General features: G+C 41.3%; 22 protein-coding genes. 16 read left to right on the forward strand and 6 right to left on the reverse strand.

Features of this window, described 5'->3' with window-relative positions:
- Positions 1–26: 26 nt before the first annotated feature.
- The 8 genes from AN389_RS14685 (at position 27) to AN389_RS14720 (ending at position 7,834) form a co-directional block, all read left to right on the forward strand.
- Entirely contained in the window at positions 27–1,913 is a 1,887-nt protein-coding gene (locus AN389_RS14685; RefSeq protein WP_055016199.1) for a transglycosylase SLT domain-containing protein, read from the forward strand.
- A gap of 184 nt (positions 1,914–2,097) precedes the next feature.
- On the forward strand, positions 2,098–3,420 hold the full coding sequence (gene pepQ, locus AN389_RS14690) for a Xaa-Pro dipeptidase (protein WP_055016198.1): 1,323 nt from the start codon (positions 2,098–2,100) through the stop codon (positions 3,418–3,420).
- 86 nt (positions 3,421–3,506) lie between these two features.
- The gene (locus AN389_RS14695) at positions 3,507–4,121 is read left to right on the forward strand and encodes a YigZ family protein (RefSeq protein WP_055016197.1); all 615 of its coding nucleotides are present in this window, start codon (positions 3,507–3,509) and stop codon (positions 4,119–4,121) included.
- 213 nt (positions 4,122–4,334) lie between these two features.
- On the forward strand, positions 4,335–5,786 hold the full coding sequence (locus AN389_RS14700) for a TrkH family potassium uptake protein (RefSeq protein WP_055016196.1): 1,452 nt from the start codon (positions 4,335–4,337) through the stop codon (positions 5,784–5,786).
- A 29-nt stretch (positions 5,787–5,815) separates the two neighbouring features.
- Positions 5,816–6,478, forward strand: coding sequence for a flagellar brake protein (locus AN389_RS14705; protein ID WP_055016195.1), 663 nt, complete (start codon positions 5,816–5,818; stop codon positions 6,476–6,478).
- Positions 6,479–6,939: 461 nt separating this feature from the next.
- On the forward strand, positions 6,940–7,152 hold the full coding sequence (locus AN389_RS14710; protein ID WP_055016194.1) for an EF-hand domain-containing protein: 213 nt from the start codon (positions 6,940–6,942) through the stop codon (positions 7,150–7,152).
- 143 nt (positions 7,153–7,295) lie between these two features.
- Complete coding sequence (locus tag AN389_RS14715; protein WP_055016193.1) at positions 7,296–7,508, forward strand: calmodulin; 213 nt, start codon at positions 7,296–7,298, stop codon at positions 7,506–7,508.
- 110 nt (positions 7,509–7,618) lie between these two features.
- Entirely contained in the window at positions 7,619–7,834 is a 216-nt protein-coding gene (locus AN389_RS14720) for an EF-hand domain-containing protein (protein ID WP_055016192.1), read from the forward strand.
- Between the two features lie 86 nt (positions 7,835–7,920).
- Here AN389_RS14720 and trkA read toward each other — a convergent pair whose 3' ends face one another.
- The 4 genes from trkA to def all read right to left on the reverse strand — a co-directional run bounded on the left by trkA (position 7,921) and on the right by def (position 12,141).
- Positions 7,921–9,297, reverse strand: a complete 1,377-nt coding sequence (trkA, locus tag AN389_RS14725; RefSeq protein ID WP_055016191.1) for a Trk system potassium transporter TrkA — start codon at positions 9,295–9,297, stop codon at positions 7,921–7,923.
- Between the two features lie 74 nt (positions 9,298–9,371).
- Positions 9,372–10,667 carry a 16S rRNA (cytosine(967)-C(5))-methyltransferase RsmB gene (gene rsmB, locus AN389_RS14730; RefSeq protein WP_055016190.1) on the reverse strand — a complete coding sequence of 432 codons (1,296 nt, stop codon included), beginning with the start codon at positions 10,665–10,667 and terminating at the stop codon, positions 9,372–9,374.
- On the reverse strand, positions 10,660–11,613 hold the full coding sequence (gene fmt / locus AN389_RS14735) for a methionyl-tRNA formyltransferase (protein ID WP_055016189.1): 954 nt from the start codon (positions 11,611–11,613) through the stop codon (positions 10,660–10,662). The genes rsmB and fmt overlap by 8 nt, the downstream gene beginning before the upstream one ends.
- A 21-nt stretch (positions 11,614–11,634) precedes the next feature.
- A complete protein-coding gene (def, locus tag AN389_RS14740; RefSeq protein ID WP_055016188.1) occupies positions 11,635–12,141 on the reverse strand; it encodes a peptide deformylase in 507 nt (168 codons plus the stop codon).
- Positions 12,142–12,260: 119 nt separating this feature from the next.
- On the opposite strand from def, the gene AN389_RS14745 reads away from it, so the two are divergent.
- The 6 genes from AN389_RS14745 to hemF all read left to right on the forward strand — a co-directional run bounded on the left by AN389_RS14745 (position 12,261) and on the right by hemF (position 17,190).
- Positions 12,261–13,382, forward strand: a complete 1,122-nt coding sequence (locus AN389_RS14745; RefSeq protein ID WP_055016187.1) for a LysM peptidoglycan-binding domain-containing protein — start codon at positions 12,261–12,263, stop codon at positions 13,380–13,382.
- Between the two features lie 31 nt (positions 13,383–13,413).
- Complete coding sequence (dprA, locus tag AN389_RS14750; RefSeq protein ID WP_055016186.1) at positions 13,414–14,505, forward strand: DNA-processing protein DprA; 1,092 nt, start codon at positions 13,414–13,416, stop codon at positions 14,503–14,505.
- Between the two features lies 1 nt (position 14,506).
- Complete coding sequence (locus AN389_RS14755; RefSeq protein ID WP_055016185.1) at positions 14,507–14,980, forward strand: DUF494 family protein; 474 nt, start codon at positions 14,507–14,509, stop codon at positions 14,978–14,980.
- Between the two features lie 97 nt (positions 14,981–15,077).
- On the forward strand, positions 15,078–15,653 hold the full coding sequence (locus tag AN389_RS14760) for a type I DNA topoisomerase (protein WP_055020136.1): 576 nt from the start codon (positions 15,078–15,080) through the stop codon (positions 15,651–15,653).
- Between the two features lie 21 nt (positions 15,654–15,674).
- Complete coding sequence (locus AN389_RS14765) at positions 15,675–16,238, forward strand: L-threonylcarbamoyladenylate synthase (RefSeq protein WP_055016183.1); 564 nt, start codon at positions 15,675–15,677, stop codon at positions 16,236–16,238.
- A gap of 1 nt (position 16,239) precedes the next feature.
- The gene (hemF, locus tag AN389_RS14770) at positions 16,240–17,190 is read left to right on the forward strand and encodes an oxygen-dependent coproporphyrinogen oxidase (protein ID WP_055020137.1); all 951 of its coding nucleotides are present in this window, start codon (positions 16,240–16,242) and stop codon (positions 17,188–17,190) included.
- A gap of 58 nt (positions 17,191–17,248) precedes the next feature.
- On the opposite strand, the gene AN389_RS14775 is transcribed toward hemF, so the two are convergent.
- Positions 17,249–17,686 (reverse strand): group II truncated hemoglobin, encoded by a 438-nt coding sequence (locus AN389_RS14775; protein ID WP_055020138.1) that lies wholly within the window; start codon positions 17,684–17,686, stop codon positions 17,249–17,251.
- 53 nt (positions 17,687–17,739) lie between these two features.
- Here AN389_RS14775 and aroE point away from each other — a divergent pair, with 53 nt between their 5' ends.
- On the forward strand, positions 17,740–18,564 hold the full coding sequence (gene aroE, locus AN389_RS14780; RefSeq protein ID WP_055020139.1) for a shikimate dehydrogenase: 825 nt from the start codon (positions 17,740–17,742) through the stop codon (positions 18,562–18,564).
- Positions 18,561–18,821 carry a DUF1488 domain-containing protein gene (locus AN389_RS14785; RefSeq protein ID WP_055016179.1) on the forward strand — a complete coding sequence of 87 codons (261 nt, stop codon included), beginning with the start codon at positions 18,561–18,563 and terminating at the stop codon, positions 18,819–18,821. Before aroE ends, AN389_RS14785 begins: the two co-directional genes overlap by 4 nt.
- On the opposite strand, the gene AN389_RS14790 is transcribed toward AN389_RS14785, so the two are convergent.
- Positions 18,804–19,340 carry a gamma carbonic anhydrase family protein gene (locus AN389_RS14790; RefSeq protein WP_055018531.1) on the reverse strand — a complete coding sequence of 179 codons (537 nt, stop codon included), beginning with the start codon at positions 19,338–19,340 and terminating at the stop codon, positions 18,804–18,806. The two genes, AN389_RS14785 and AN389_RS14790, sit on opposite strands and share 18 nt — an antisense overlap.
- Positions 19,341–19,676 lie beyond the last annotated feature (336 nt).

Consider the following 19,676-nt stretch of genomic DNA (forward strand, 5'->3'; position numbering starts at 1 on the left):
ACAGGTCATTAAACCTAAAGGATATTATGAAAAAAATTTTATTAAGCGCTGTGGCAGCTGCCTTTATTCTTCCTTTTAGTTCTGCCCAAGCGAGTATCGATAATGACGCGTTTTTAGATGCAGAAAAGAAAGTGCGCTATGGAAGTTACCAAGACTTTAAAGAAGCAATAAACGGGTTAGATCATCCGCTAAAGCCGTATGTCGAAAAAACATATTGGCAACGCCATCCTAATATTAAGTATCAAAGCGAAATAGAAAACTACCTAACCATTTATGAACATACCCCGCTTGAGTGGCCGGTACGTAAAGCATGGTTGGAGTATCTTGAAAAAAATAATAAAAAAGCCGCTTATATAAAAAACTACCGAGAAACGTCTAACGCAGCGCTAACATGCACGTTTTTAGATTTTCAACTTGATTTAGGGGCGCCAGAAAAAGCCATTTTTAATCAAGTTACCGATTTATGGACGGTGGGTAAGTCGCAACCAAATGAATGCGACTCGCTATTTTCACAATGGCGCAAAAAAGGCTATTTAAATAATGAGCGTGTATGGAAGCGCATAACGCTTGCAGCGCAGGGCGGTACCCAAAGCTTACTGCCTTATTTAAAAACGTTGTTACCTAAAAACGAGCGTTACTTAGCCGATTTATATTTAAAAGTACGCCGTGACCCAAGTGCTGCAGCGGGGTTATATCGGTATAAAAATAAGTCGGCAAAAGAAGGCGAAATAGCCATTTACGGAGTTAAGCGTCTAATTTGGCGCGATAAAGCGCTGGCTTTAAGGGCCTGGCAAAAGCTAGAAAAAATGTTTAACTACAGCGACGAAGAAAAAGCAGATTTATATTACACGTTTGCTTTATCGCTTGCTTCAAGTGGGCACAAGCAAGCCAGCTTTTGGCTTAATAAAGTGCCAAAAGCGCGGCAAGACAAAAAGTTAATTCAGTGGCAACTTGGTAATATGCTCAAAACCCAAGACTGGGAAGGCATAGCAGCTTTTTTTACGGGTAAAGATAATTTAAGTTTAGGCCAGCAGTATTGGCTGGCTTATAGCTATGCTAAGCGAGGGGAGCAACAAAGAGCAGAAGAAATTTGGGCTAAAGTAGCCACAAATCGCGATTACTATGGTTTTTTAGCGGCGGCACGTTTAGGGCTGCCGGTCGATTTAAACAATCACCCTTTAGAGGTTGACCAAAAACTGGTGGATAAAGTGATGAATGCGCCGGGCTTTAAACGCGCAAAAGCACTTTACGAACTAGAGCGTTTCACCTCAGCACGCCGAGAGTGGAATTACTTAACCAATACCTCTACCGACGAAGAAAAACTGGCGGCCTCAAAAGTAGCAGCGCAAAACAATTGGCACGATAACGTTATATTTACGTTAGCTAAAATAAAAGCGTGGGATTATGTCGAACTGCGTTTTCCGTTTGCATTTCAAGATATTTTTGAACGTTATAGCAAGCGTAACAAAATAGATCCCGCGTGGAGTATTGCCATTGCGCGGCGTGAAAGCTCGTTTGCACCCGATGCACGATCCCACGCTAATGCACGCGGTTTAATGCAGCTGCTACCTAGCACGGCAGAATACGTTAACAAAGCGACGGTATCGAGTACGCGTTTGTATCAACCTAAAACCAATATACGCTTAGGTACTAGTTACTTGCAGTACTTGAAAAAGAAAAACAAAGGTAATGAAATACTCGCTACGGCATCTTATAACGCAGGGTATCATCGTATTAAACGTTGGTTACCTGACGAAGCTATACCCGCAGAGCTATGGGTTGAGCTGATCCCCTATAGAGAAACACGAGATTACGTAAAAAACGTGTTTGCTTATCGCCAAGTTTACCACACCCGAATGGGCCGAGAAGGAAACGTGCTCGCGCCGTTACTCAATATGAAAATGGGTGGGTAAATTATGTAATACTAATAGCCTTAAATATTTAGCAATTCGAGCGTGCTAAATAAAGGGCTAATAACTTAACACGATGGGTATAAGTATTAGGGGGATATTTACATGTTAAATATCCCCCTTTTTTGAGCGCTTTACGTTTAAGTGGTAGACTCAAAGCAAGTTAAATTTAACAGATGGATTAACAATGGATAAATTAGCCGTTTTATATGCAGAGCATATTGCCACATTACAACAACGTACGCGTACAATTTGTGACCGTGAAGGGCTCGAGGGTTTAGTTATTCACTCAGGCCAAGCTAAGCGCCAGTTTTTAGACGACATGTATTACCCATTTAAAGTTAATCCACACTTTAAAGCATGGCTTCCTGTTATTGATAATCCACATTGTTGGATTGTGGTAAATGGGAGCGATAAACCTAAGCTTATTTTTTACCGCCCCGTTGATTTTTGGCACAAAGTGCCCGATGAGCCACGCGATTTTTGGGCTGAGTACTTTGATATAGAATTATTGCTACAGCCTGATCAAGTTGAAAAACTATTACCTTACGATAAGGCTAAGTATGCTTACATGGGCGAATACCTAGAGGTAGCACAAGCGCTAGGTTTTAGTATTATGAATCCAGAGCCAGTACTTAATTATTTTCACTATAACCGCGCCTATAAAACACAGTACGAGCTTGAATGTTTACGCCAAGCTAACCGTATTGCGGTAGATGGGCACAAAGCTGCACGCGATGCCTTTTACAATGGTGGTAGCGAATTTGATATTCAACAAGCGTACCTTATGGCTACACGCCAAAGCGAAAACGAAATGCCGTATGGCAATATAGTTGCGCTTAACGAAAATTGCGCTATTTTGCATTACACGCATTTTGAGCCAACAGCACCACTTACTCATAATTCGTTTTTAATCGATGCTGGCGCAAACTTTAATGGTTATGCCGCAGATATAACCCGTACGTACGATTTTAAAAAGCAGGGTGAATTTGCTGAGCTAGTACAAACAATGACGCAAATACAAATTGAGCTAGGCAACGCCTTAAAGCCAGGCATGTTGTATGGCGATTTACACGTTGATTGTCATAACCGTATTGCCCAAGTACTGAGTGACTTCAATATTGTAAACTTACCTGCCACAGAAATTGTTGAGCGTAAAATTACTTCAACGTTTTTTCCTCATGGTTTGGGCCATCACCTGGGTTTACAGGTGCATGATATGGGCGGTTTTATGCGTGATGATAAAGGCACGCACCAGCCATCGCCTGAAGGGCACCCATTTTTACGCTGCACGCGCTTAATAGAGAAAAACCAAGTGTTTACTATTGAACCAGGGCTTTACTTTATAGACTCGTTATTAGGTGATTTAGCGCAAACCGACAGTAAACAGTTTATTAACTGGGATAAAATCGAGACGTTAAAACCATATGGCGGTATTCGTATTGAAGACAATATTATTGTTCACGAAGACAGCCTAGAAAATATGACTCGAGATTTAGCGCTCGACTAAGCTAATAAAGACGAGTTCGCTAATACGCGCTAAAATACGCGAATACAAAGGGGCCTTTTGGCCCCATTTTTAATTGAGCTTTAATTATGTCTGAATATAAATACCCGGCTGCTGATGTGTTTCATCAAGAAGAAATTAAAAAGAGCACCTTTATTGTGCATATTGCCCACACACCAGACCTTAATGCAGCTAAAGCCTTTATTAAAAGTATTGAAGAAAAGTACCCCGATGCACGTCATAATTGTTGGGCCCACGTAGCGGGTAACCCAGGTGGCAGCCATGTTTATGGTTTTTCTGATGATGGCGAGCCAAATGGCACTGCAGGAAAACCCATGCTTAATGTGCTGGTGGGCTCTGGGCTTGGCGAAATTACTGCAGTAGTTACCCGTTATTTTGGTGGTATAAAGCTTGGTACTGGAGGGTTAGTGCGTGCCTATGGCGGATCGCTAAATAACGCACTTTCGCAGCTAAAAACGGTAACAAAAGTACCAAGTATCGAGATTGTTGGCCAAAGTGAATACAGCATGCAGGGCGCTATAGAGCAGTTGTTAAAAACCAACTATCAAGTACTTAATATAGAAAAACAATTTACTGCTAATATTGAATGGGTTATTACTATTGATAGTCGCCAAGCTAATCAGGCCATTAAAGATATTTTTGATTTAAGCCATGGCGCAGTTGAGTTAACTATCAAAGAGTAAGACAATAACTTATAGCAATCCGCATAATTAAGTGATCTATTTTGAGGATGGATAAACGTGTTGATAGCAAGGCAAAAAATTCGCTATTTAGTTATTCTAAATGAGAATTTTTTAACGCAGATAGCGACACGTTTAGCCCCTGAAAATGATTAAATATTATTGCGGATTGGTATTACACACTTATATTTACTAATAATAAAAGCGATAAGCTACATGCAATTTCGTACCATCATAAAAATCCTTGGCCAACTAGTTGCGCTGTTTAGTATTACCATGGTGCCACCTGCGGTGGTGTCTTTATTTTATAAAGATGGTGGTGGTGTTCCTTTTGTATTAGCGTTTATATTTAGTGTGGTAATTGGTTTAACAGCCTATTACCCAAACAGGCATGAAAACGGCGACTTAAAAGCGCGCGAAGGCTTTTTAATCGTTGTCTTGTTTTGGCTGGTACTAGGGGCGTTTGCATCGTTACCGCTGATTTTTTTACAAGAGCCTAACTTATCTATGGCCGATGCGGTGTTTGAGGCCTTTTCGGGCCTTACAACAACTGGTGCCACTGTACTTACCGGTATTGAATACCTGCCTAAGTCTGTTTTGTTTTATCGCCAGCAATTACAGTGGTTTGGCGGTATGGGTATCATTGTACTTGCTGTTGCTATACTGCCTATGCTTGGGGTCGGTGGTATGCAGTTATACCGAGCTGAGATCCCAGGTCCTGTAAAAGATTCAAAAATGACCCCCCGCATTGCCGATACCGCAAAGCACCTTTGGTACATTTATGTGTCACTAACTATTTCGTGCATGTTGGCCTATTGGGCGGCAGGAATGGAGTGGTTTGATGCCATATGCCATGCGTTTTCTACCGTGGCGATTGGCGGGTTTTCTACTTACGATGCCTCAATAGGGCACTTCGACAGCCCTGTGATTAATTTTATTTGTGTATTCTTTTTAATTATTGCTGCGGTTAACTTTTCGTTGCACTACGCGGCAGTAGCAAGTCGTAATATTCAGGTGTACATTCGCGACCCCGAATTTAAAGTTTTTTTACTGATACAGTTAGCGCTGGTGGTTATTTGTTTTACCGTGCTTTCATCTAACGAAATATTTGCCGATGGCGATGAAACACTCGACCAAGCCTTGTTTCAGGCTGTTTCTATGAGTACCACAGCCGGCTTTGCTACCGACAACTTTTCCACATGGCCGTTGTTTTTGCCTATATTACTTATTTTTTCGAGCTTTATAGGTGGCTGTGCAGGTTCAACCGGTGGTGGTATGAAAGTCGTACGCGTGTTTTTACTATACCTACAAGGCATACGTGAGCTTAACCGCTTAGTGCACCCACGCGCTATATACTCTATTAAGCTGGGTCGTAAAGCCTTACCCGATAAAGTAGTCGAAGCCGTATGGGGGTTTTTCTCAGCGTATGCATTGGTGTTTATTATTATAATGCTGGCGCTAATGGGAACCGGTATGGACAACATTACCGCGTTCTCGGCTACAGCGGCGTGTTTAAATAATTTAGGCCCGGGCTTAGGTGATGTTGCATCGCACTATGGGGCAGTGAGCGATGGTGCTAAATGGCTATTAACGATTGCCATGGTATTTGGTCGCTTAGAAATATTTACCTTACTCGTGCTATTTACGCCGACCTTTTGGCGTGGGTAATAATATATAAATGATGCTTAGGAACAGGCATGCCACATTCTAATTTAGATAAATTACACCAGTTAACAACAGGGCGAGTAGTCGACTTGGAAATTGTTACGCCTACTAGTAGTAAACGTGTAAAAACAGAGTTTATTGGTTTGCTAGAAAACAAGTTTATTATTTTAAATTACCCAAGTTCAAAACGATTACCTGCTGCTAATGATTATTTGCGTGACGGTGTAATGGTCGTAGTAAGAGCGGTTATTGAAGGCAGTGGCGGGCAAGTAATAGCATTTAGGCAGCAGGTGATGTCGATAGCTTCACATCCTACTAGGCTCATTTTTATTAATTACCCTACACAAGTTCAGTTATTTGCTTTGCGCGCGCAAACACGCATACCGACCTTATTACCTGCAAAATTAACGCTCAGTGACGATAGAGTACTTGAAGGGGTGATTAAAGATATTTCGCTTACCGGGGTGATGTTTGATGTACGCGGCGATCAAAGCGACGAAAATATAAAAGATATGCAATGTACGGTGACGGTTGATACCAACAATAAAGCATTTACTGGCGAAATATGCAGTGTAAAACCGCACGCCGCGGGGGTTAATTGCGGTATTAAGCTTTTAGCCAGTGAAGAGGAAATGAAGGCGTTTATGAAAGAGCATTTTATTGATCCCGCTATACTCGAGCTGCCATTAGATTAAGCGGTTTCGCTTAATAGCAACAAATGGTCGTTTTTTACTTTAATGACCATAAAATTTTTAAAAAAACACAAAAATTAATTTTTTATTACTATAAAATCAATCATATAGCTGTCTTTTACTAGTAAGCTAATTTTATATTTTAGCTCCCCTTACACCTAAATTTTAGCCTCCTTTCTTGAAAACTTATCACTGTTGCAATTTAAGCTAAAAATTGTAGCTTTTTTATTATGTGTAAGTTATTGAATTAATTGCACTTATAAAATAAGTAATTCTTCTTGTTGCTAGTTTGCAACAAAAAAATCGCCTCAATTTATTAAAAATCGCTAAAACCTATTTTAACTATATGAAAAATATAATGTTTTAAAAACTGGCATTTAAGTTGTAATAGTCTGGTTGTACTGAACAAACGTGATTTAAAGTAAACCACTTAATCGCACACATATACTTGAAGGAATTATATTATGAAAAGCATTAATAAAACTTTAGCACTTATCGCCCTAGCTTCATCATCAGCAGCATTTGCAGCAACCGATTTTGATACGTTAGATGTAGATGGCAGCGGCACAATCAGCAAATCAGAAGCATCTATTGATGCAAAACTGATGAGTATGTTCTCAGAATTAGATACTGACCAAAATGGTGAGTTATCAAAAGAAGAATTTTCAAAAGCTTAATATGTGATAACAATCCTGAGTTGCCAATGACAACCTAAGTAGGCAAGGGAGCTTACGAAAAAGGATAACAAGGATGTGAAAATCATTAATTTAAAAATATGACTTATTAAACTTAAGTAACTTGTATATTGAAGGATTAAATTATGAAGCATTTAAATAAAGCGCTGGCACTAATAGCAATTGCCTCTTCTTCAGCTGCAATTGCAGCAACAGATTTTGATACGTTAGACGTAGATGGCAATGGTGCAATCAGCCAAGCTGAAGCATCGGTTGATGCGGATTTAATGGCTGAATTTGTTGAACTAGATACCGATGGAAATGGTGAGCTTTCAAAACAAGAGTTCTCTAAGTACTAATCTTTAATTTGTATAAATACTTGATAATGTAAATTGTCAAAAGCACTTTTAGTTAATTTTTTAAACTCATGGATCTCAGAAAAGGATTTCCTCTTAATTAGGACACAATTATGAAAACATTCAATACAGCCCTTGCCGTTATCGCATTAGCTTCTTCATCAGTGGCGTATGCTGCAGTCGATTTTGCCTCGTTTGATGCCGACGGTGATGGTGCAATTTCAAAGCAAGAAGCGCAGGTAAATTCACAGCTAGTGAAAATTTTTGACCAGTTAGACACTGACGGTAATGGTGAAATTTCTGAGCAAGAATTTTCAAAAGTACAGTAAGTCTTAGTTGCTGAGCAAGGAAGCTTAGTAAGCAAAAAAACATACTCCACTAAAGCCGCCTTAGTCAGCGGCTTTTTTGTGTTTAACTATAAAAATATAGCACTCACTTGGAATAGCTTTTCGACTACATTGATGTGCTTTTTATCAATTAAAAACATAATAACGTGATCGCCAGACATAATAACAGTGTCGTCGTGGGCTATTAGTACGTCGTCATTGCGTACAATAGCGCCAATTGTTGTACCTGCAGGTAGCTTGATATCGGCGATAGCACGACCAACTACTTTTGATGTGTTTTCATCGCCATGGGCCACGGCTTCAATAGCCTCTGCTGCCCCTTTACGTAACGAGTACACGTTAACAATATCGCCACGGCGCACGTGCGTTAGCAGCGCTGAAATAGTTGCTTGTTGTGGTGATATAGCAATATCTATTTCACCTCCTTGCACTAAATCAACATATGCCCCACGCTGTATAAGCACCATGGTTTTTTGTGCGCCCATGCGTTTTGCAAGCATGGCCGACATTATATTTGCTTCATCGTCGTTGGTTACGGCAATAAATACATCAACTTGCTCTATGTGCTCTTCTGAAAGTAACTCTTGGTCTGAGGCGTCACCACAAAACACAACGGTGTTATCGAGCATTTCAGAAAGTTGTTCTGCACGCTCTTTACTACGCTCTAGTAACTTAACGCTGTGGTTTTTTTCGAGTGAACGAGCAAGGCCTGCACCAATGTTACCGCCACCAGCTATCATAATTTTTTTGTAGGAACGTTCAAGCTTTTGCAGCTCATTCATAACGGCACGAATATGTTTAGTGGCAGCAATGAAAAATACCTCATCGTCCGCTTCGATTACTGTGGTCCCTTGTGGTTTTATGGCTTTACCTTGGCGGTAAATCGCTGCTACGCGAGTTTCTACATTCGGAATATGTTCTTTTAAAGCAGAAAGCGCATAACCGACTAATAAGCCGCCATAGTAGGCTTTTACTGCTACAAGTGAGAGCATACCATCGGCAAATTGCAGTACTTGCAGTGCGCCTGGGTAATCTATTAAACGGCGAATATATTTGGTAACAAGCGCTTCGGGGGCAATATAATGATCAACCGGAAGGTCGTCGTTATGAAATAGTTTTTCGCGGTATTTTAAATATTGCTCTGATCGGATACGGGCTATTTTAGTTGGCGTATTAAAAATACTATACGCAACTTGGCACGCCACCATATTGACTTCATCTGAGCTGGTTACTGCAATAATCATGTCGGCGTCTTCAGCACCCGCACGTCGCAGTACGTCTGGGTGTGCACTGTGACCAGCAACCCCTTGTAAGTCGTACTTATCTTGCAGCTCTCGTAAGCGGTTGCCATCTATATCAACAACGGTTATTTCGTTTTGTTCGCCAACTAAGTTTTCAGCAAGCGTACCACCGACTTGTCCGGCACCGAGTATGATTATTTTCATTATTTACCCGAATTACTGTTTAATTAAAAAATAGCCATTTACTGTTTAATAAATGGCTATTGAGTGTACGGCTATTAGGCTTTTTTAACTAGCTTAGCGTAATAAAATCCGTCGCTTTCACCTGGTAGTAATTGTAAACCAGGGTTGATAACCGTGTCGTTGTCGTGCAGTGGTATATGCTCAACGTCACTATTATTAGCTAAAAATTTAGCGACTTGCTGTTGGTTCTCTTGCGGCAGTACCGAACAGGTTGCGTATATCATAGTGCCACCTGGCTTGAGTAGCGGCCAAATGCTATTGAGTATATCGCTTTGTAGTTTAGCTAAATCTTCAATGTCTGATGCGCGGCGAAGCCATTTTATATCTGGGTGGCGGCGTATAACACCGGTTGCCGAACACGGCACATCCAATAAAATACGGTCAAACTGTTGATCGTCCCACCATGTGTGCGGCTGCGAGGCGTCTGCACATTGTAGGTCTGCGCCTAAGCCGATACGGGTCAAATTTTGTTTAACACGCTCTAGACGAGTGGCGTCACTATCAAGTGCTAATACTTCTGCATCGGCAAGCTCTAATATATGACATGTTTTACCGCCAGGTGCTGCACAGGCATCTAAAATGTATTCATCAGCTTGAGGGGCCAAAAAACGTGCGGCTAATTGCGCTGCAGCATCTTGCACCGAGCAGGCGCCCACATCAAATTCTGGCAATGAGAATACATCACGTGGCTTAGCTAGTTTAATACCATCAACAAACTCTGGATTTAATGTGTGTTCAATATCGTTAGCCGTTAACATTTCGCTGTATTGTTGCGTGCTGTATTGGGCTTGATTAACACGTAACCACATAGGAGCTTGTTGTTGGTTTTCTTCAAGAAGCGCTTCCCAGTTGTCTGGGTAGGCAGCTTGCACTTGCTTAATAAACCAGTTTGGATGGTTATATAAACACACTGGTATTTGCTTGGCTTTTTCTTCCAGCTCGCTTTGTTGGCGCTGAAAACTACGCAAAATAGCGTTGATTAAGCCTTTTAAACCTAATGCACGCATTTGGCCTAGTGCATTAACGGTTTCTGAAATAGCGGCATGCGGTGGCACGCGCATATGCTGCAGCTGATAAATACCTACATACAACAAAAACTGAAAAATACGGCGTTTACCCTTAAGTGGCTGCTCTACTAAATGTTGGCAGTAGTTTTCAAGGCTAGGTAGGTAGCGTAATACGCCATAACAAATTTGCTGTAATAGTGCTTTGTCTTTCGGGGGCAGCCCTTGACTGGCAAATGGCAGTTCTTGATTTAGCGATGCGCCTTTATCAACCACGTTATATAAAGTTTCTGCGGCAAGCGCACGTACGTTTTGAACATTACTCATTGTTTTCGCCTAATACGGTGCCTGGAGTTACCCAGTCACTACGACCATTTAAAAAGTCGCTAATTGCCATTGGTTTTTTTCCTTGTGGTTGCAGCTGTGTAATACACAATGCCTGCTTACCACATGCCACTACAATGCCGTTTTTATCGCTTGATAAAACTTCGCCGGCACTGCCTGTTTGTTCAACGACTGAAGCTTGGTAAATTTTTACGCTTTGCTCACCCATTTGAGTAAAGCACACAGGCCATGGATTGAACGCACGAATATTACGCTCAATTTGAACGGCATCCATTGTCCAATCAATATTTGCTTCCTCTTTTGAAAGCTTTTTAGCGTAATTTGCCTGCTCGTCGTTTTGTGGCTCAGCAGTAAGTTCGCCATTGGCTAACTTATTAACGGTTTGAATAAGCGCTCCGGGACCAAGTTCAGCTAGTTTAGTGTATAAGCTGGCACTGGTTTCATCTGCAGCAATAGGGCAGCGGCTAATATGTAACATGTCGCCGGTATCAAGCCCTTCATCCATTTGCATTATGGTTACACCGGTTTCTTCATCGCCAGCCCAAATTGCCCGCTGTATTGGCGCAGCACCGCGCCAGCGCGGTAAAATAGAGCCATGCACATTTAAACACCCTAAGCGTGGCGCCTCCAAAATGGCTTTGGGTAAAATTAAGCCATAAGCCACCACAATCATGATATCGGCATTTAAGCTTTTAAGCTCTGTTAGGGCCTCTTCATTTTTTAATGATTGTGGCTGAAAAACAGGTAGTTCATGTTCAAGCGCAAGCGCTTTTACTTCACTGGCTTTTAGCTTTCTACCCCGCCCAGCAGGACGGTCTGGTTGGCTGTAAACACCAACAATTTGGTGTTCGCTTTGAATTAACGCTTGTAGGTGACGAGCGGCAAAGTCCGGCGTACCGGCAAATATAATGCGTAGTGGTTTTGTCACTGAGTTTTCCTAAGGTGCTTATTACTTCGCGGCAAATTTAGCTTCTTTTTCAAGCTTTTTGCGAATACGTTGACGCTTTAATGGCGATAGGTAATCAATAAATAGTTTACCTTGTAAGTGATCGAGTTCGTGTTGAATACAAATAGCTAATAACTCATCTGCATCTAGTACAAATTCTTCACCGTTTTCGTTAAGAGCAGCAACGGTTACGGTTTCAGCACGGTCTACTTTTGCGTAAGAGTTAGGCACTGATAAACAGCCTTCTTCGCTAATTGTTGAACCATCTTTTTTAATAATTTGTGGGTTAATTAAAACCAGTGGTTCGTCGCGTTCTTCTGATACGTCGATCACCACAATACGTTGATGAATATCAACCTGTGTAGCAGCTAGCCCAATGCCGTTTTCATCGTACATTGTCTCTAGCATGTCTTTTACTATTTGGCGAACGTTGTCATCAACCTGTGCAACTTCTTTTGCTACCGTACGTAAACGCTCATCTGGAAATCTTAAAACTTCTAACCTAGCCATAGTTACCTTTTTACACTTGTGCTTAATTTAGGGTATTGTATGCTCTTATTTTAGCCATTCGCGTTCCCCTTTAACAGGTTTTGGTCAATAATAATGAAAAAACAATACAAGGAAGCCCAATGAAATCCCAATTGGCTGCAATTATGTTTGCACTAAGCACTGCCTTTCCAGCAGTTGCTGATGTTTTACAAATAAAAAAAGATGCTCCAAAACAATATGTTGTAAAAAAAGGCGATACCCTTTGGGATATTTCCGGCATTTATCTAGAAGAGCCATGGCTGTGGCCAGAGCTTTGGCAAATGAACCCGCAAATAGATAACCCGCACCTGATTTATCCAGGCGATGCACTCGCGTTAGTGTATGACGCCGACGGTAACCCGCGTTTAGTCATTAATAAAGCGTACAGAAAATTATCGCCACAGGGGCGTATTACACCAAAAGGTAATAACGCCATTACCACTTTGCCACTTGAAATAATTAAACCTTATTTAAGTTATGAGCAAGCGATTAACAGCGATGACATAGATGATAAGCCGTATATTTTAGGGGCAAACGAAAATACTAAAACGCAAACGTTAGGTCATATTTTATACGCCAAGGGCGATTTAAAAGTGCATAAAGCGTATGCTATTTATCACAAAGGCGAACCTTACATCGATACCCAAACTGGTGAAGAGCTAGCTACTCGCGCTACGTATGTAGGCATGGCTCGTGCATTTAGAACGGGCGATGAAAGCAATGGGGTTCCGTCCTCTTTACGTGTTGAGTCAGTAAAGCAAGAGATTCAACAAGGTGATTTTTTACTTCCCGCAATGCAAGGACAAATGTTACCAGCGTACTTTAATATGCATCGTCCACAGCAAAGTGTATCAGGGCGTGTTATTGCATCTCCACGCCAAGTAAGAGAATTCAGCACAATGGATGTAGTGGTGCTAAACTTAGGTGCTGAGCAACAAATAGAAGTTGGTCATATCCTCGATTTAGAACGCCAATCACCCACTGTTATTGATGGCCCGCGAGGACCGCGTTATCCAGAGGATTCGAGCAAGTTTGAAAAGCTTTTATCTGATGCGGGTGAATTTTTTGGTAGCGAGCCAAATGAAGACACCACAACATGGACAATGCCATACGAAAAAGTGGGTGAGTTAATAGTATTTAAAGTGTATGACAAAGTAAGTTATGCATTAATAACAAAAAATCAGCACCCAATTCGCGTTGGAGATAGTGTAGTAATTCATTAAGTTGTAGCGAGTCGGTGCTCTAGGAGAGAGCATGGATCAGTCATCTGGCAAGCTAGCCCACTGGCTTGCCTTTTATATGTGTAAAGGCTTAGGTATTAAAACACTGCTAGCCTTATCACATACTCACCCCCTCGAATCATTATTTGATTTAAACCAAAGTGAATTACAACAGCTTGGCCTAACCCAAAACCAAGCCTGCAACTTACTCAATACAAACTGGCAGCAAGTAAACCATTACGAGCAACAAATTCAGCAGCTGAACATTACGGTAGTATGTATTTTTGATGCGCTTTACCCCGCTGAATTAAAACACATAGCCAGTGCCCCTTTATTACTATTTTGCAAAGGCGATATAGCGCTATTATCTAGTCCTCAAGTGGCCATAGTTGGTAGTAGAAACGCAACACCTACGGGGCTTGAAATAGCTTCGGAGCTTGCATATCAGCTTACTTTAGCCGGTATTACTGTTACCTCGGGCATGGCGCGGGGAATTGATGGTGCCGCGCACAAAGGGGCATTAGCCAATAATGGCAATACAATTGGTGTATTAGGGACTGGGGTTGATATTTACTACCCCAAACGCCATAAATTATTAACAGACCAAGTATTAGAGCATGGCTTATTAATCAGTGAGTTTTTACCGGGGACCGCTGCTAATGCGCATAACTTTCCGCGCAGAAACCGTATTATATCGGGGTTGTCTTTAGGCGTGGTTATTGTAGAGGCTGAAATCAAAAGCGGTTCATTAATTACGGTGCGTTACGCTATTGAGCAAAATAAAGAGGTCTTTGCTGTGCCGGGCTCTATTAAAAACCCTTTATCGCAAGCGAGTCATTTTTTAATAAAGCAGGGCGCTAAGTTAGTCGAAAATGTAACAGATATTTTAGATGAGGTGAGCTTTTCTTACCAAAGCGGTCTATATAATAAAGAGGAACCTGTAAGTAAACAGCCGCAATGTGAGGTGTTAAATAGTATAGGGTATGAGGTGACGAGTGTTGATGAAATTGTAAATCGCACTAAGTGGCCAATCGATAAAGTGTTGGCAAGGTTACTCGATTTAGAATTAGACGATGAAATAGAGCGAGTATTAGACGGGTATATAAAGCTAAGCACAGGAAGGTAATATGTTTGATATTCTCATGTATCTTTTTGAAAACTACATTCACAGTGAAGCTGATATTTATATTGAAGAAAACGAGCTTACCGATGAATTACTTCGCGCGGGTTTTAATAAGACCGAAATTTATAAAGCGTTAAATTGGCTTGAGCAATTGGCTGATTTACAACGCAGCGATGAGTCGCCTTACCTAATTACAAAGCCACACCAAGCAATGCGCATATTTACCGATAGCGAATGCAAAATGTTAAACGTTGAATGCCGTGGTTTTTTAATGTTTTTAGAACAAATAAGGGTGGTTAACAGTGTAACCCGTGAAATGGTCATGGACCGGCTTGCCGCATTAGATAAACTTTATATTTCGCTTGATGACTTAAAGTGGGTGGTGCTTATGGTGTTATTTAACGTACCAGGCTCAGAAGAGGCTTACGAGCAAATGGAAGACCTCATATTTGACGAACCCACCGAACTTCTACATTAAAATTGTATGCCAAACCACTTAAACATATATGCACAGCTTGTATCTTTAAGTGGTTTGGGTATATTAGGCGAAAATTCAGCAACCCATTAGGAACCTCATGAGTAAAATCGACCATTCGCTTTTCTCGGCGGATAAACACGCCTTAGAAAAAGAATACGAAGTCTGCCCACAATGTGGTTCTGAATTAGTGATCCGTAACTCTAAAACAGGCCCGTTTTTGGGTTGTGCGAGTTACCCTAAATGCGATTTTATTCGTCCATTAGCGCATTACGACAGCAACGAAATTAAAGTTCTTGAAGATTCAGCCTGCCCACAGTGCACAAAACCGCTGGTGGTTAAAAACGGCCGTTATGGCATGTTTATTGGTTGTACAGGGTACCCTGAGTGTCATTACATCGCCCACGATGATGAGCCGAATAATAACGATGAAGTATTACCTAGCTGCCCTAAATGCAAAAAAGGGCAGCTTGTTGCACGCAGCAATAAATTTGGTAAAACGTTTTACTCATGCGACTGTTACCCGAGTTGTAAATACACTCTAAATAACAAACCCATAGCCAAGCCATGCCCTAAGTGCGATTGGCCGCTTGTTATTGAGAAAAAAATGGCCAATGGTATTGTGCTACAGTGCCCACAAAAAAGTTGCCTGCAAAAACTTACCACTACTGATTAATATAAATTTCTGGAGCATATTTTGTCAGACCTTTCTACATTGCCTACGGCTATATCTTGCTTAGAGCAAGGCGACGTTATTTTATATCCTACTGAAGCCGTTTATGGCTTAGGGTGTGATCCAGATAATCAGCAAGCTGTTGAGAAATTGCTAGAAATAAAACAGCGTCCCGTTGAAAAGGGCCTTATTCTAATCGCTGATAACTACGGTCAGTTATTAAAGTATGTTGACGATGTAAAGCTACCAATGGATAAGCGTGCTGATATTTTTTCTAGTTGGCCTGGTGCTATTACTTGGGTCATGCCTGCTGCTAAAAATACGCCTAAATGGTTAACAGGCCAGTTTGATACTATTGCTGTACGAGTAACAAATCATCCAAGTGTTAAGCGCTTATGCCAGAAATTAGGTAAGCCGCTGGTTTCTACTAGTGCTAATTTAACTGGTCAGCCCACGGTAACTAGTATTGAACAGGCGAAGCAGCAATTTGCAGAGCAAGTTGGCTTTTATGTTGACGAGCCGTTAGGCGGGAACACGCAACCCAGTACAATAAAAGATGCCATGACCGGCAAAGTGTTTAGAGGTTAATATGCAAAGCGAATTATTAGAACAAGTAAAAGCCTACTTTATGGCTTTGCAAGACACTATTTGCCAAGGCTTAGAGAAGGCTGATGGCAGTGCAAAGTTTGTAGAAGACAGTTGGCAGCGCGCTGAAGGTGGCGGTGGTCGTACCCGAGTGACCACTAACGGCAATGTAATAGAGCAAGGCGGCGTAAACTACTCGCATGTGTTTGGTGCATCTATGCCGGGCTCTGCGACCGCTCATAGGCCAGAGCTTGCAGGGCGAAGCTTTCATGCATGTGGTGTTTCATTAGTTATTCATCCAAAAAACCCACATGTTCCTACAAGTCATGCCAATGTACGCTTTTTTATAGCCGAAAAAGAAGGCGAAGAGCCTATTTGGTGGTTTGGCGGCGGGTTTGACTTAACGCCGTTTTACCCCGTTTTTGAAGATGTACAACACTGGCACCAAGTCGCACACGACATTTGTGCACCTTTTGGTGAACAAGTGTATCCAAAGTACAAAACCTGGTGCGATGAATATTTTTATCTAAAACACCGCGACGAAACACGCGGTGTGGGTGGCTTATTTTTTGATGACTTAAACGAGTTAGGATTTGAGCAGAGCTTTGCATTTATGCAGTCGGTTGGTAATGGCTTTTTAGATGCCTACTTACCTATTATTGAGCGCCGTAAAAATGATGAATTTACACAGCAACAACGCGACTTTCAATTGTATCGCCGCGGTCGTTACGTAGAGTTTAACCTTGTGTGGGATAGAGGCACTTTATTTGGCTTGCAAAGCGGTGGGCGCACAGAGTCTATATTGATGTCGATGCCGCCACTGGCGCGTTGGGAATACAACTATAAGCCCGCGCCCGACAGCGCAGAGGCTAATTTGTATCAATACTATTTACGTCCACAAGAGTGGCTAAGTACTAAACAGACTGATTTAATAGCCAGAGAGTGGCAATTGTAAATAATAAAATGAGTTAAAAAAGGCGCATATCAGCGCCTTTTTGCTAAGCAGTTAATAATTAGTGCTCATTAATCATATGCGTGGCAAGTTGTCCAAAAGATTGCTTTAACCCTTCACGCAGTAGGGGGTTGTCTACTTCTATATCGAGGGTTTTATTCATACAATACATCCACTGATCGCGCAGGTCTTTATTTATAGCAAACGGCATATGGCGCTTGCGCAGCATAGGTTGCCCATGCTTTTCAGTAAATAGGTTAGGCCCGCCTAACCAACCCGATAAAAATTCAAAAAACACTTGGCGAATTCTATCTAATGGCAGAGGATGCATATCATATAATGGTTTGGCGTATTCATCGCTGGCCATTATGTCGTAGAATCTATTAGCAATAGCACGGGTACCTGCTTCTCCACCAATTATTTCATACGGTGTTTTCTCAGGAGTGGGCGCTGGTTGCTCAGGGGCTGGTTTAGATTTTGAAAAAAGTCGTTTAATCATATTACTTATCATCGTTAATAGGCAGTATATAGCTGCAAAGAGGTTGTTTTAAAATGGACAAATATGCGGTTTTTGGAAATCCAATCAAACATTCAAAATCCCCCGCGATACATAAACAATTTGCTGTATCTTTGGGTGAGCAAATCGACTACCGCGCAATATTAGCACCTATCGATGACTTTGAAAAAATAGTAACTGCCTTTTTTGAGCAAGGCGGGGTAGGCGCAAATGTAACTATGCCATTTAAAGAGCAAGCGTATGCCATGGCTGATGAACTCACCCCGCTTGCTAAAATTGTTGGTGCCGTTAATACACTTAAAAAACGCAAAGATGGCACGTTATTAGGCGATAACACCGATGGCGTAGGCTTTGTAAACGATTTACTTGCCAATGAAGTGATAATTACTAATAAGCGTATTTTGATTATTGGTGCGGGTGGCGCAGCAAGAGGGGTAATATTACCTTTACTTGAACACAACCCTTCAGAAATCATTATTGTTAATCGTACGGTAAAAAAAGCGCAAGACTTAGCTTTGCTATTTGCTGAATATGGAAAAGTTTCAGGCTATGGATTTGATGATTTGCCAGTAAGCGATTACTCACTAATCGTAAACTCTACATCAAGCAGTATGAATAACGAACTTCCGGCGCTTGATAAAAAGCACTTAAATCGCTGTGATGTAGCTTATGATATGTTTTACTCCCAGCAAAATACCGTGTTTATGAACTGGGTTGCACAGCATAATACAAATACTAAGCTGTTAGATGGTAGTGGTATGTTGGTAGGTCAAGCCGCACAGGCATTTTTTGTATGGCGTAATAAAATGCCAGCCATACTTCCTGTTGTTAAAGCACTTAAACAAGGCATGCTTAAATGAATCAAGCCATACAGTTTATAGATAGACTTGAGTTTAGAGAACCTTCCCACCAATTAGTCTTTTATGCACAAGTAACAGGAATGCTGGTGGAGTGTATTATAGATTTACGAAAGCTAGGGCTTCAAGATGAAAGCCACGCAACGCAGCATTTTGATAAGTACCGATTTGATTATGAAGAATGTGCCGAGCAACTTATAGAAGATGAAAGTTATAACTCGGCAGGCCAGATAGAAGTGAATCTAGCCGATCTCAGCTAGATACTCGTCTTTTAATTGCACATAGTTATCTGCCGATACTTTTAAAAAAGCAAGCTCTTGCTCTGTTAATGGGCGAGCTTGTTTAACTGGACTACCAACATATAAATAACCAGACTCCAATCGTTTATTTGGCGGTACTAATGAACCCCCACCAATGATAACGTCGTCCTCTACTATTACATTATCCATTACAATAGCACCCATACCGACAAGTATACGGTTTCCAAGTGTACATCCGTGCAGCATAACCTTGTGTCCTACTGTCACATCATCACCAATAATAAGTGGGTAACCATCTGGGTTGTTTTTAGTGGCGCGCGATAAATGAAGAACACTACCATCTTGTATATTGGTACGTTCACCAATACGTATATAGTTAACATCACCTCGTGCTGCTACTAGAGGCCACACACTAGAGTTGTCACCAATAGTAATATCGCCTACCAAAACAGACGATTCATCAACATAAACAGACGAATTGAAAGAGGGAGTTATACCTTTATAAGAACGGATAGCCATGTATATACCTTTTAAATACCAGTTATAGTTGTTTGAGTGTAACAGCAACACTTAAATAGTGGCCAGAAAAGGCCTGTTTTGGTTATAAAACTACCTGTTATAGAAGGTTTAGTTTATATATTGACCGAACAGTGCTTTTTTTTAGTTTTTCTTTAAAAAAGTGCTTGCGTAAAAATCTGTTCTCCCTATAATGCGACCCCACTGAGACGGGGTACGGCGACGCGCAGCGGACAACGCATGGCGAGGCACAACGGCTCAGAGAGTTAAGTAAAACTTAGGTTTTAAATCATCGCAAGAAAGTTTAAAATTAAGTGTTGACTCGAAAAATAAAGGATG

The organism is Pseudoalteromonas sp. P1-7a, from assembly GCF_001401855.1.
Classification (GTDB): Bacteria; Pseudomonadota; Gammaproteobacteria; order Enterobacterales; family Alteromonadaceae; genus Pseudoalteromonas.